The sequence below is a fragment of the Pantoea sp. K16 genome, from assembly GCF_048452805.1.
Classification (GTDB): domain Bacteria; phylum Pseudomonadota; class Gammaproteobacteria; order Enterobacterales; family Enterobacteriaceae; genus Pantoea; species Pantoea agglomerans.
In genome coordinates, this window is record NZ_JBLWNV010000004.1 from 154,934 (window position 1) to 167,576 (window position 12,643).

The window sequence follows — 12,643 nt, forward strand, 5'->3', positions numbered from 1 at the left end:
AAATCAGGCGCTTTTATCCGCAGAAACAATAATCTGTTGCAGATTGTAAAGCGTTATCAGCGAATGCAGTTTGTCGCTGATGCCCGTAAAGCGAGGGGTAATACCCTGTGCCCGCGCGATTTCCCGCAGGTGCACCAGCAGGGCAAGCCCGGAAGAGTCCACACGCTCCAGCGCCGCGACGTCGATGGTATCGACATCTTTAATCAGCGTTTCACGTTGCTGCCACAGGCTCATCAGCGTGTCGCGATCCAGTTCGCCTTTCAGTAATAGCGTGCTGGCTTCCCGCTCCCAGCGTAACGATTCGTGCATTATTGTTGTTTATCCAGCGTGATTGGCTGTGCCGCAGAAGATTTCAGCTGCGCCGTCAGACCATCGATACCTTTGGTACGTAACAGATCGCTCCACTCATTTTGTTTGGTGGTAATCATGCTGACGCCTTCAGCGATCATGTCATACGCCTGCCAGTTACCGCTCTGGCTGTTTTTACGCCACTGGAAGTCGAGGCGAACCGGTGGACGGCCATTTGGATCGATAATGGAAACGCGAATAGCGACAATCTGGGCATCGCCTAACGGCTGCTCAGGTTGAATCTGGTAGCTCTGTCCGTTGTACAGTGCCAGTGCCTGACCATAAGCCTGCGCCAGATAGTCACCAAAGGCGCTGAAGTAGGCTTCACGCTGAGCGGGCGTCGAATCACGATAGTAGCGGCCCAGCACTAACGCGCCCGCATATTTGATCTGCACATAGGGCAGCAGCTCCTGACGCACAATCTGACGCAGGTAGTTAGGGTCCTGCTTGATTTTCGGCTGCTCGTTTTTCAGACGGGTGAACGTCTTTTGCGCCGCTTCATTCATCAGTTTGTAGGGGTTGCTCTGATCGGCTGCGGTTGCCGTCAGCGGTACCGCAACCACCAGCATGGCAATCATCAGTAAACGTTTAAACATGGTATACCCTCTTCTTTAAGGTTGAGCCGGTGCCGCAGGCGCAGCACTGTCGCCTTCCTGCGCATCCTTGTTTTCACTGTTTTGTTTATTATCGCCGCTCTTATAAAGGAACTGACCGATCAGGTCTTCGAGCACCATGGCGGATTTCGTATCGCGCAGCGTATCGCCATCTTTCAGCATCGCCGAACCCAGTTCAGGATCGTCAAATCCTAAATTGAGTGCCAGGAATTGCTCACCCAGTAGTCCCTGAGTGCGAACCGCCAGCGAGCTGGTGTCTGAAATTTTATTCGCATACTGATCGCTGATGTCCATGGTGACACGCGGCAGCAGCGTTTTCGGCTCTAACTCAATGTCGGTCACCCGGCCAATCACCACCCCACCAATCTTGACCGGCGAACTGGCTTTGAGACCACCAATATTGTCAAAGGTGGCGTAGAGCTTCCACGTCGGCTCGGTGCCCATTGACTTTAAATCGGCGACGCGCAGCGCGAGAAACAGCGCCGCCAGCAACGCCATAATCATAAATATGCCAACCCAGATTTCGCTTTTTTTGCTTTGCATTGCATCAATTCCCAAACATCAGTGCTGTCAGCACAAAATCCAATCCGAGCACCGCCAGTGACGCGTGCACCACAGTGCGCGTCGTCGCGCGACTAATCCCTTCAGAGGTTGGAATCGCATCATAGCCGTTAAACAGCGCAATCCACGTCACGGTAATGGCAAATACCGCACTTTTAATCAGGCAGTTAACCACATCGGCACGAAAATCGACGGCATTCTGCATCGCCGACCAGAAGAAACCAGGATCAATCCCTTTCCAGCTCACCCCGACCAGCGCCCCACCGGCAATCCCTACCGCGGTAAAAATCAGCGTCAGTAACGGCATACTGATAAAACCGGCCCAGAAGCGCGGCGAGACCACCCGGCGCAACGGGTCAACCGCCATCATCTCCATACTGGAGAGCTGTTCGGTGGCCTTCATCAGGCCGATTTCGGCGGTCAGTGCAGACCCTGCCCGTCCGGCGAACAGCAGCGCGGTCACAACCGGCCCCAGTTCGCGCAGCAATGACAGCGCCACCAGCATACCGAGGCTGGTTTCCGCGCCATAGGTGTTTAAGACCAGATAACCCTGAAGGCCAAGCACCATGCCGATAAACAGACCGGAAACCACGATGATCAGCAGCGACAGCACGCCGACGCTATAAAGTTGTTTAATCAGTAGCGGCGTGTGTCTGCGGAACGCTGGCTTGCCCACCAGCGCATGAAAGAGCATGAGTCCTGCGCGTCCAAAACTGGCGCACGTTTCAATTCCCTGACGTCCAAATGTCGCCAGCGCCTTCAACACCATCAGTTTAGTTACTCCCTGAGCCGGTTAAATCAGCGAGATAGTCGCCGGCAGGAAAACGGAAGGGAACCGGACCATCCGCATCGCCATCAATAAACTGGCGAACGCGCGGGTCATTGTTCGCTCGCAACTCCGGCGTGGTGCCGTGTGCGATAATTTTTTGTCCGGCCACGATATAGGCATAGTCCGCAATACTCAGTACTTCCGGTACGTCGTGCGAGACCACAATACAGGTCAGGCCCAGAGCATGGTTCAGTTCATCAATGAGTTTTACCAGCACACCCATCGTGATCGGATCCTGACCGACGAAAGGCTCATCAAACATGATCAGTTCCGGCTCCAGCGCGATAGCGCGCGCCAGTGCCACACGACGCGCCATTCCGCCCGACAGCTCCGCGGGCTTCAGCTGGGCCGCGCCACGCAGACCCACCGCTTCCAGCTTCATCAGCACTGTGCTGTGCAGCAGCGGAGGAGGCAGACGGGTATGTTCACGCAGCGGCCAGGCAACATTTTCATAGACCGTCAGGTCAGTAAACAGCGCGCCAGACTGGAACAGCATGCTCATTTTTTTGCGCGCTTCGTACAATTTAGTGCGAGACAATGACGGAATGTTTTCACCACGGAAAAAGATTTCACCGCGGGTCGGCTGAAGTTGCCCCCCAATCAAGCGTAGCAGCGTGGTTTTTCCTATCCCCGACGGCCCCATTATCGCCGTCACTTTGCCTTTTGGCACGGTCAGCGAAATGTCATCGAAGATGGTGCGATCTCCGCGCGAAAAACTCACGCCACGAACCTCAACCAGATTCGATTGCTGCTGGATCATTATAACCTCTTGTAAGGATCGGGCGTAAACATGGGGTACGATGGTAGCCTGTTCGGTCCTGATTCACGATAGCTTTACAGAAACTTACCGCTAAGATTTGGCGAAAATGGTCATTAAATTTACTTTTGCCGTCCGGACGGTCAAAATCAGCGCCTGTCTCGCCAAACAGAACCTTAAACCGGTCGGGAAAGGCATTGCCGGCCTGGGTTTTTACGCAAGGATTTTTCATGTTCGTAGCTTCTGCACTGCTGATTATCGGTTTGCTTTTACTGGCATATGGTGCCGATCGTCTGGTGTTTAGCGCCTCTATACTGTGTCGATCATTTGGCATCCCGCCACTGATTATTGGCATGACCGTTGTCAGCATCGGCACCTCGCTGCCAGAGATGATCCTCTCCTTTTCCGCGGCGCAGCATGGCCAGATGGATCTTGCTGTTGGCACCGCGCTCGGCTCGAATATTACCAATATTTTACTCATCCTGGGTGCCGCTGCGCTTATGCACCCGCTCAGCGTCCATTCTAATCTGATACGCCGTGAACTGCCGTTAATGTTGCTGGTTACTCTGCTCAGCGGTTTCATGCTGTTTGACAATCAGCTTAGTCGACTGGATGGAATAGGCCTGATCGCCATTGCCGCGATTTATCTGATGGTGGTGATTCGCATTGCGCGTAAAGCAGAACGGGATAACAACGACACCCTGACCCGCGAGCAGCTGGCCGAGCTGCCACGCGAAGAGAGCGGAAATACGGTGGCCTTTCTCTGGCTGGCCGTCGCGCTGATTATCCTGCCGATGTCGACACGAATGGTGATCGACAATGCCACTGCGTTTGCCGACCATTTTGGCGTCAGCGAGCTGGTGATGGGCCTGACGCTGATCGCCGTGGGCACCAGCCTGCCCGAGCTGGCAACGGTTATTGCCGGTGCGCTGAAAGGCGAAGATGATATCGCGATCGGCAATCTGATCGGCGCCAACATTTATAATATTGCCATTGTGCTGGGTCTGCCGGCGCTGATTCACCCTGGCAGTGTCGATTATCACGCCTTTGCCCGTGATTACTGGGTGATGCTGGGAGTCAGCGTGCTGTTTGCCCTGCTCTGCCTGCTACGTCGCCGCCGCGTTGGCCGAACGGCAGGCTTATTTTTACTCTGTGGTTTCTTCGTCTGGGTGACGCTGCTGTGGATGCAGCCGGCATTCATGGACGGCTAACAAGGACAGACTCACTATGTCATATCAGCAACCAACAGCATTTGATTTCCAGCAGGCGGGGAAAACCGTACTGCGCATTGAGCGCGAAGGTCTGGAACAACTCGATCAATATATTAACGACGATTTCGCCCGCGCCTGCGCCCTGATCTACGCCTGTCAGGGTAAAGTGGTGGTGATGGGCATGGGCAAGTCTGGCCATATCGGCAAAAAAATGGCGGCGACCTTTGCCAGTACCGGCACGCCCGCTTTTTTTGTTCATCCGGCCGAAGCCAGCCATGGCGATCTGGGCATGGTGAGCAAAAATGATGTGGTCATCGCCATCTCCAACAGCGGTGAGTCGAACGAAATCCTCGCGCTGATTCCGGTTTTAAAGCGTCAGCACATTACGCTGATCTGCATGACCGGAAGGCCTGACAGTGCGATGGGCCGGGTTGCCGATGTGCATCTGTGTGTCCATGTTCCGCAGGAAGCCTGCCCGCTGGGTCTGGCACCGACCACCAGTACCACAGCCACGCTGGTGATGGGTGACGCGCTGGCGGTTTCGCTGCTGGAAGCGCGCGGCTTCACCGCCGAAGACTTTGCTTTGTCCCATCCTGGCGGTGCGCTGGGCCGTAAACTGCTGCTGCATGTGGCTGATATCATGCACAGTGGCGATGAACTGCCGCACGTCACACGGGACGCCTCGCTGCGCGATGCGCTGCTGGAGATTACCCGCAAAAATCTGGGGCTGACGGTGATCGTCGACGACCTGATGAAAATTGAAGGTATCTTTACCGATGGTGACCTGCGCCGCATCTTTGATATGGGCATCGATTTCCAGCGCGCCACCATCGGGGAAGTGATGACGCCAGGTGGCATCCGCGTCCGGCCTAATATGCTGGCAGTGGAAGCCCTGAACCTGATGCAGACCAAAAACATTACCTCGATTCTGGTGGCCGATGACGACCATCTGCTCGGTGTGGTACATATGCATGACATGCTGCGCGCTGGCGTAGTCTGAACAGGAAGAGAAAATGCAACAGGCAACCCACCCGATTGAAACCTGCTACGGCCCGGTCAGCGCTGACGTTATGGCGCGCGCCAGCAGGATTCGTCTGCTGATCTGCGATGTCGATGGCGTGATGTCCGACGGAGTGATCTACATGGGGAATAATGGCGAAGAGCTGAAGGCATTCAACGTGCGGGACGGTTACGGCGTTCGCTGTTTGCTGACCTCCGATGTGGAAGTGGCTATTATTACCGGCCGCAATGCCCGCCTGATGGAAGATCGCTGCAAAACGCTCGGCATCCGTCATCTTTATCAGGGACAATCGGATAAGCTTTTGGCCTATCGTGAACTTCTGGATAAACTGTCTCTTTCCGACGACCAGGTCGCCTACATTGGTGACGATCTGATCGACTGGCCGGTTATGGCGAAAGTGGGTTTAAGCGTGGCGGTGGCGGATGCACATCCGATCCTGTTGCCGCGCGCGCATTATGTCACGCGGATTGCCGGTGGACGCGGTGCAGTTCGCGAAGTATGTGACCTGATCTTAATGGCGCAGAACAAATTTGAGGATGCCAAAGGGCAATCAGTATGAGTAAAAGCAGGCGTTGGATAACGCTGATTCTGACCTTGATTGCACTGGTTTTGATCGGCTGGAATCTTACTAACCAGGATGACGATGGCACGCCAGTCGGGACGGACAGTCAGTCACCGACCTACACCAGTGCTGATTCACACACTGTGGTTTATAACCCGCAGGGCGCGCTGTCATATAAACTGGTCTCTGACAAAGTGACCTATTTCTCGGATGATGAACTGAGCTGGTTCGACAATCCGGTCATGACCACCTTTGATGAGAACAAAATCCCTACCTGGACGTTACGCGCGGATAAAGCAAAGCTCACCAAAGATCGTATGCTTTACCTGTATGGCCATGTTGAGCTGAATACGCTGACGCAGGATTCTCAGCTTGAGCGGATCAAAACCGATAACGCCCAGATTAATCTTGTCACTCAGGACGTTACCTCTGATGACCAGGTGACATTGTATGGCCGCAGTTTTAACTCCACCGGCATGAAAATGCGCGGCAATTTACGGACAAAAAACGCCGAGTTAATCGAGAAGGTCAAAACCTCTTATGAAATTCAAAATGAACAAAAATAGCCTGAAGCTTTTACTGGCCAGCATGCTGCTGGCAACCAGCGTTCCGGCGCTGGCTCTGACCGGTGACTCGGACAAGCCCGTCAATATTGACTCGCAGAATCAGGCGCTGGATTTGCAAGGCAATGTCGCGACCTTTACCGGCAATGTCATCGTGACGCAGGGCTCAATTAAAATCACGGCAGATAAAGTCGTGGTGACCCGTCCGGGCGGCGACAGCAAGAAAACCATCGTTGACGCCTACGGTAATCCCGCCACCTTCTATCAGATGCAGGACAGCGGTAAGCCGGTGCAGGGCCATGCCGCAAAACTGCACTATGAACTGGCTAATGATTTCGTTGAACTGACCGGCAATGCGTTCATTGAGCAGCAGGACAGCAACATCAAAGGCGATCGTATTACCTACCTGGTGAAAGAGCAGAAAATGCAGGCTTTCAGTCAGGGCCAGAACAAGCGCGTCACGACTGTACTGGTGCCGTCGCAACTTCAGGACAAAGGTTCGTCCAACAGCGGAAAGAAGAGTAACTGATAGCTATGGCCACATTAATCGCAGAAAACCTGGCGAAGGCATATAAAGGCCGTCGCGTGGTAGAAGATGTCAGCCTGCAGGTAAAATCCGGCGAGATTGTCGGCCTGCTGGGCCCGAACGGTGCCGGTAAAACCACCACCTTTTACATGGTAGTGGGCATTGTGCCGCGTGACGCTGGCCGCATTATTATTGATGATGAAGATATCAGCATCCTGCCGCTGCATGCCCGTGCGCGTCGTGGCATCGGCTATCTGCCGCAGGAGGCATCGATCTTCCGTCGCCTCAGCGTCTACGATAACCTGATGGCGGTCTTGCAGATCCGTGACGATCTGACCGAAGAGCAACGCCAGGATCGTGCCCGTGAGCTGATGGAAGAGTTTCACATTGAGCACCTGCGCGACAGCATGGGCCAGGCACTTTCGGGTGGTGAGCGACGTCGTGTTGAGATTGCGCGGGCGCTGGCGGCTAATCCTAAATTTATCCTGCTGGATGAACCTTTTGCCGGTGTTGACCCCATCTCCGTTATCGACATTAAGAAGATCATTGAGCATCTGCGTGACAGCGGCCTCGGTGTGCTGATTACCGACCATAACGTACGCGAAACGTTAGCAGTCTGTGAGCGGGCTTATATCGTCAGCCAGGGGCACCTGATCGCACACGGCACACCGAATGAAATTCTTGCGGATGAGCAGGTTAAGCGGGTTTATTTGGGTGAAGAGTTCAGACTCTGATAAGGTGTCGTTAATACCGATGTTTACCTGGGAACGATCATCCTGTCTATGAAGCAAGGTTTACAACTCAGGTTCAGCCAACAGCTGGCAATGACTCCGCAATTGCAACAGGCGATTCGCCTGCTGCAACTCTCTACGCTTGAACTCCAGCAGGAGCTTCAGCTTGCGCTGGAAAGTAATCCGCTGCTTGAGCAGACTGACCTGCATGAAGAGATCGATTCACGGGAGTCTTCAGAGGCCGAGGCGCTGGATACACGCGAAGCGCTTGAGCAGAAAGAGATGCCTGATGAACTGCCGCTGGATGCGACCTGGGATGAGATCTACACCGCGGGTACGCCTTCCGGCACCGGCACCGATTACCAGGATGATGAGTTACCGGTTTATCAGGGCGAAACAACCCAGTCGCTGCAGGATTATCTGATGTGGCAGGTCGGCCTGACGCCGTTCAGCGATACCGATCGCGCCATTGCCACCTCTATTGTCGATGCTATTGATGACACCGGGTATCTCACCGTTTCGCTTGAGGAGATCCTTGACAGCATCGGCGATGATGAGCTCGAAGCGGATGAAGTTGAAGCGGTGCTGAAACGCATCCAGCGCTTTGACCCGATTGGTGTTGGCGCGCGCGACCTGCGTGACTGCCTGCTTGTGCAGCTTTCACAATATGCGCCCGAAACGCCGATGCTGGCAGAGGCGCGTCTGATCGTCAGCGAACATCTCGATCTGCTGGCAAACCATGACTTCCGCAGCCTGATGCGGGTCACACGCCTCAAAGAAGAGGTGCTGAAAGAGGCGATGCTGCTGATTCAGTCGCTGGACCCGCGTCCGGGTCAGTCGATCAACACCGGCGAACCAGAATATGTCATTCCCGATGTGCTGGTGCGTAAGATCGGCAGCCGCTGGACGGTTGAACTCAATGCCGATAGCGTGCCACGTCTGAAGATCAATCAGCACTATGCGGCAATGAGCGGCGCGACGCGGAACGACAGCGACAGCCAGTTCATTCGCAGTAATCTGCAGGAAGCCCGCTGGCTGATTAAGAGCCTGGAAAGCCGCAATGATACCCTGCTGAAAGTGACGCGCTGTATTGTTGAGCAGCAGCAGGCCTTTTTCGAGCAGGGTGAAGAATTTATGCGCCCGATGGTGCTGGCGGATATCGCCCAGGCCGTTGAGATGCACGAATCGACCATCTCCCGCGTTACCACGCAGAAGTATCTGCACAGCCCGCGTGGTATTTTTGAACTGAAGTACTTTTTCTCCAGTCACGTTAATACGGAAGGTGGCGGTGAAGCCTCCTCTACCGCGATTCGTGCCCTGGTGAAAAAATTAATTTCGGCGGAAAATCCAGCCAAACCCTTGAGCGACAGTAAACTGACCTCCATGTTATCTGATCAGGGGATCATGGTGGCACGGCGTACCGTCGCCAAATATCGTGAGTCTTTATCCATCCCGCCATCGAACCAGCGTAAACAACTGGTTTGAAAGAAATGAGAAGGAAGACCTATGCAGCTGAACCTGACCGGGCAACACGTTGAAATCACTCCACCTCTGCGTGAATTCGTCAACGGTAAATTTGCCAAACTGGAACACTATTTTGAACATATCAATCAGGTCTATATTGTCCTGAAGGTTGAGAAAGTCACGCAGGTGGCTGACGCAACACTACACGTGAATGGTGGCGAGCTGCACGCCACATCCGAAGCGGAAGATATGTATGCGGCCATTGACGGACTGATCGATAAGCTCACCCGTCAGCTGACCAAACACAAAGATAAACTGAAAAAACACTAACCTTCACGCTAGCGACGCGCGCCTGGCGCGCAGAGCCGACAGGATGGGGCGGATAATCCGCCCCGTTTTGTCATCTGAGCAGGCGCCGTTTGTCACACGCGTCAATACGCGCTGGCGGTGAATGGCCTGGTGAACACGCAAGTGAAACGATAATGAACAACGATCTCACACTGGAATTGAGCACAGTGCTTTCGCCAGACTGCACCCGCAGCGGCGTCCACTGCCAGAGCAAAAAACGTGCGCTGGAAATCATCAGCGAACTGGCCGCTAAGCAGCTCAACCTGCCGCACCAGACGCTTTTCGAAGCGATCCTGACCCGCGAACGCATGGGTAGTACCGGTATTGGTAACGGGATAGCCATCCCGCACGGCAAGCTGGAAGAGGATACGCTGCGCGCGGTTGGGGTGTTTATCAGCCTCGAACAGCCGATTGCGTTTGATGCCGTCGACAACCAGCCGGTCGATCTGTTGTTTGCCTTACTGGTCCCGGCTGACCAGTGCAAAACACATCTGCACACCCTGTCACTGGTGGCAAAGCGTCTGGCAGATAAAACGGTTTGCCGTCGTCTGCGCGCAGCGCAGAGTGATGAAGAGCTCTATGCCATTATTACGGAAGTCCAGTCGGAGCAGTAACGCGTCTTTACCGGCCCGGTGCCGGTTTTAAAACGGGAGAGAAGGTCATGGTGCTGATGATCGTTAGCGGTCGTTCAGGCTCGGGGAAGTCAGTGGCGCTCCGTGCGCTGGAAGATATGGGGTTCTACTGCGTTGATAACCTGCCGGTCGTGCTGCTGCCTGAGTTAGCTAACTCGCTGGCTGAGCGCAATATTTCGGCGGCGGTCAGCATCGACGTGCGTAATATGCCCGAATCCCCTGAAATTTTTGAAACCGCACTGAATAATCTGCCTGATACATTTTCCCCTCAGCTGCTGTTTCTCGACGCCGATCGCAACACCCTGATTCGTCGTTACAGCGATACGCGCCGTCTGCATCCCCTCTCCAGCAAAAACCTCTCGCTGGAGAGCGCGATTGATGAAGAGAGCGATCTGCTGGAGCCACTTCGTTCACGTGCCGATCTGATCATCGACACCTCAGAGATGTCGGTGCATGAGCTGGCAGAGATGCTGCGTACCCGCCTGCTGGGCAAGCGTGAACGTGAGCTGACCATGGTGTTTGAGTCGTTTGGCTTCAAGCATGGCATTCCGATTGACGCTGACTATGTATTTGACGTGCGCTTTCTGCCCAACCCCCACTGGGATCCCAAACTGCGCCCGATGACCGGCCTCGATCGTCCTGTGGCGGCCTTCCTTGATCGCCACACTGAAGTGCATAATTTTATCTACCAGACGCGCAGCTACCTTGAACTCTGGCTGCCGATGCTGGAGACCAATAACCGTAGCTATCTTACCGTGGCGATTGGCTGCACCGGCGGTAAACACCGCTCAGTCTATATTGCAGAACAGCTGGCAGATTACTTCCGTTCACGGGGTAAGAATGTGCAGTCACGCCATCGTACGCTGGAAAAGCGCAAATCATGACCGTCAGACAAACTGTAGAAATCAAAAATAAGCTGGGCATGCATGCACGTCCGGCGATGAAGTTATTTGAGCTGGTGCAGAGCTTTGATGCCGAAGTATTACTGCGTAATGAAGCGGGCACTGAAGCCGAAGCCAGCAGCGTGATTGCGCTGCTGATGCTCGACTCGGCAAAAGGCGGCCACATTGAGATTGAAGCCAGCGGCCCGGAGGAGATCCCGGCGCTGGCAGCGGTCATTGAGTTATTTGAAGCGGGTTTCGATGAAGATTAATGCTTAGTCGAGCTGATTACGCTGCAGGAAGCCTTCCCCACCAAGCTGGCGCATCTGACGCAGTATCCACTGCTGCCGCTCTCTGACATAGCCTGAGGGTGCAGCAGCACGATAACGTATCGGATTAGGCAGCACCGCTGCCAGTAAGGCGGCATCTGCTGCGGTCAGCCGGCTGGCAGGCTTATGGAAGTAGCGCTGAGAAGCCGCCTCAACGCCAAAGATGCCGGGCCCGAACTCCGCAATATTGAGATAGACGGTTAAAATACGCCGCTTCGTCCAGACCGTTTCAATTCCTACCGTCAGACCCGCTTCCAGACCTTTACGCACCCAGCTGCGACCATCCCAGAGGAACAGATTCTTCGCCGTCTGTTGAGACAGCGTGGACGCCCCACGCATCCGGCTATCGCTGTTATCCAGTACAGACTCAATCGCCGCCACATCAAAGCCCCAATGGGTGGGAAACTTTTGATCTTCTGAGGCGATAACGGCCAGCCCCATCCAGGGCGAAATCTCGTCATGGCCGACCCAGTCTGAATGGGCGACATAACTAAAATCACCGCGTAACCAGGCTCCAATCTGTCGTTCAGCCATCACCGCTGAGAACGGCACGGGTAAGAACGAAAAGAGTAAAATGCCCGCCAGCCATATTCCCAGCCACACCAGTACGATACGACCAACAATACGTCTGATACGCTGTCCGACGCTTCCTTTATGCTTGTTCATGCAATCTTCCCACACTTGTTTCAGACGTTAATCAATCACTCATGTAATCACTGCTAAAAAAGCAGCCTTTTTACGATTATCGCTGAAAACTGACAGGCTGTTTCCAGACTTTATTCAATCATTTTGCATCAACATGCTGCAACAGTTCGAAATAGTTCAAGTACTTCCGCAAAAAAGGAATCGGTTCCATTCATTGCCATTGCTTAGCATCTTTCCAGATAAACACTTAATAATGAGTAATAAGCGCCCGCATTAATCATTTACCATGCTTAACTGTTATTATTTTCTTAATCCTGCCGCGCCCAAAGGTTAATCAGAATTATCGTTATAACGGATAAATAAGCAGCGCTTAATGGCGTCACGGGTTGCCAGAATGGCACTATTTCCTTCCAGGAATAACCCTGATAGCAGAACGACAGAAGGACAAACTTTTAGATTCTTTTTTATCATTCCAAATCGTTTTGGATAATTCGTGTCATTTCAGGCAGCGCGCTTGCAATATCAGCGCGTTAGCCTCACTCAAAAGGCAAATGTTAACGGCGGCTCACTTTGGTGCTGCTCAGCCTCAGCTTCCCTGCCCGGCAGCGTTAAAACTACACG

General features: G+C 53.8%; 18 protein-coding genes. 11 read left to right on the forward strand and 7 right to left on the reverse strand.

The features are described 5' to 3' along the window. Window positions 1-3: 3 nt before the first annotated feature. Genes mlaB through ACK13D_RS06880 form a run of 6 tightly spaced genes read right to left on the reverse strand, consistent with a single transcriptional unit; the run spans window position 4 to window position 3,341 of the window. Window positions 4-309 carry a lipid asymmetry maintenance protein MlaB gene (mlaB, locus tag ACK13D_RS06855; RefSeq protein WP_010251883.1) on the reverse strand — a complete coding sequence of 102 codons (306 nt, stop codon included), beginning with the start codon at window positions 307-309 and terminating at the stop codon, window positions 4-6. Next, window positions 309-944, reverse strand: coding sequence for a phospholipid-binding protein MlaC (mlaC, locus tag ACK13D_RS06860; protein ID WP_010251887.1), 636 nt, complete (start codon window positions 942-944; stop codon window positions 309-311). Before mlaC ends, mlaB begins: the two co-directional genes overlap by 1 nt. A gap of 15 nt (window positions 945-959) precedes the next feature. Continuing rightward, entirely contained in the window at window positions 960-1,505 is a 546-nt protein-coding gene (mlaD, locus tag ACK13D_RS06865) for an outer membrane lipid asymmetry maintenance protein MlaD (protein WP_010251890.1), read from the reverse strand. A gap of 4 nt (window positions 1,506-1,509) precedes the next feature. Continuing rightward, window positions 1,510-2,292 (reverse strand): lipid asymmetry maintenance ABC transporter permease subunit MlaE, encoded by a 783-nt coding sequence (mlaE, locus tag ACK13D_RS06870; protein WP_010251894.1) that lies wholly within the window; start codon window positions 2,290-2,292, stop codon window positions 1,510-1,512. 4 nt (window positions 2,293-2,296) lie between these two features. Then, a complete protein-coding gene (mlaF, locus tag ACK13D_RS06875; protein WP_010672012.1) occupies window positions 2,297-3,112 on the reverse strand; it encodes a phospholipid ABC transporter ATP-binding protein MlaF in 816 nt (271 codons plus the stop codon). Next, on the reverse strand, window positions 3,084-3,341 hold the full coding sequence (locus tag ACK13D_RS06880; RefSeq protein WP_124889623.1) for a hypothetical protein: 258 nt from the start codon (window positions 3,339-3,341) through the stop codon (window positions 3,084-3,086). Before ACK13D_RS06880 ends, mlaF begins: the two co-directional genes overlap by 29 nt. On the opposite strand from ACK13D_RS06880, the gene ACK13D_RS06885 reads away from it, so the two are divergent. From ACK13D_RS06885 to npr, 11 genes are all read left to right on the forward strand, one after another. Next, the gene (locus ACK13D_RS06885) at window positions 3,340-4,320 is read left to right on the forward strand and encodes a calcium/sodium antiporter (RefSeq protein WP_418796002.1); all 981 of its coding nucleotides are present in this window, start codon (window positions 3,340-3,342) and stop codon (window positions 4,318-4,320) included. The genes ACK13D_RS06880 and ACK13D_RS06885 overlap by 2 nt on opposite strands. A 16-nt stretch (window positions 4,321-4,336) precedes the next feature. Continuing rightward, on the forward strand, window positions 4,337-5,320 hold the full coding sequence (gene kdsD, locus ACK13D_RS06890) for an arabinose-5-phosphate isomerase KdsD (RefSeq protein ID WP_010251903.1): 984 nt from the start codon (window positions 4,337-4,339) through the stop codon (window positions 5,318-5,320). A gap of 13 nt (window positions 5,321-5,333) precedes the next feature. Then, window positions 5,334-5,900 (forward strand): 3-deoxy-manno-octulosonate-8-phosphatase KdsC, encoded by a 567-nt coding sequence (kdsC, locus tag ACK13D_RS06895; protein ID WP_010251905.1) that lies wholly within the window; start codon window positions 5,334-5,336, stop codon window positions 5,898-5,900. After that, entirely contained in the window at window positions 5,897-6,469 is a 573-nt protein-coding gene (lptC, locus tag ACK13D_RS06900) for an LPS export ABC transporter periplasmic protein LptC (RefSeq protein ID WP_010251907.1), read from the forward strand. The genes kdsC and lptC overlap by 4 nt, the downstream gene beginning before the upstream one ends. Continuing rightward, window positions 6,444-6,995 (forward strand): lipopolysaccharide ABC transporter substrate-binding protein LptA, encoded by a 552-nt coding sequence (gene lptA / locus ACK13D_RS06905; RefSeq protein WP_010672013.1) that lies wholly within the window; start codon window positions 6,444-6,446, stop codon window positions 6,993-6,995. Before lptC ends, lptA begins: the two co-directional genes overlap by 26 nt. Window positions 6,996-7,000: 5 nt before the next feature. Further along, window positions 7,001-7,726, forward strand: coding sequence for an LPS export ABC transporter ATP-binding protein (gene lptB, locus ACK13D_RS06910; RefSeq protein ID WP_003851107.1), 726 nt, complete (start codon window positions 7,001-7,003; stop codon window positions 7,724-7,726). Between the two features lie 48 nt (window positions 7,727-7,774). Beyond that, window positions 7,775-9,208 carry an RNA polymerase factor sigma-54 gene (gene rpoN, locus ACK13D_RS06915; RefSeq protein ID WP_010251911.1) on the forward strand — a complete coding sequence of 478 codons (1,434 nt, stop codon included), beginning with the start codon at window positions 7,775-7,777 and terminating at the stop codon, window positions 9,206-9,208. A gap of 21 nt (window positions 9,209-9,229) precedes the next feature. Next, window positions 9,230-9,517 carry a ribosome hibernation promoting factor gene (gene hpf, locus ACK13D_RS06920; protein ID WP_010251913.1) on the forward strand — a complete coding sequence of 96 codons (288 nt, stop codon included), beginning with the start codon at window positions 9,230-9,232 and terminating at the stop codon, window positions 9,515-9,517. A 152-nt stretch (window positions 9,518-9,669) separates the two neighbouring features. Continuing rightward, window positions 9,670-10,149 (forward strand): PTS IIA-like nitrogen regulatory protein PtsN, encoded by a 480-nt coding sequence (gene ptsN / locus ACK13D_RS06925; protein WP_010251916.1) that lies wholly within the window; start codon window positions 9,670-9,672, stop codon window positions 10,147-10,149. 47 nt (window positions 10,150-10,196) lie between these two features. After that, complete coding sequence (gene rapZ, locus ACK13D_RS06930; protein WP_010251920.1) at window positions 10,197-11,051, forward strand: RNase adapter RapZ; 855 nt, start codon at window positions 10,197-10,199, stop codon at window positions 11,049-11,051. Then, a complete protein-coding gene (gene npr, locus ACK13D_RS06935; RefSeq protein WP_010251923.1) occupies window positions 11,048-11,320 on the forward strand; it encodes a PTS phosphocarrier protein NPr in 273 nt (90 codons plus the stop codon). Before rapZ ends, npr begins: the two co-directional genes overlap by 4 nt. A 3-nt stretch (window positions 11,321-11,323) precedes the next feature. On the opposite strand, the gene mtgA is transcribed toward npr, so the two are convergent. After that, complete coding sequence (gene mtgA / locus ACK13D_RS06940; RefSeq protein ID WP_010251926.1) at window positions 11,324-12,043, reverse strand: monofunctional biosynthetic peptidoglycan transglycosylase; 720 nt, start codon at window positions 12,041-12,043, stop codon at window positions 11,324-11,326. Between the last annotated feature and the right edge of the window lie 600 nt (window positions 12,044-12,643).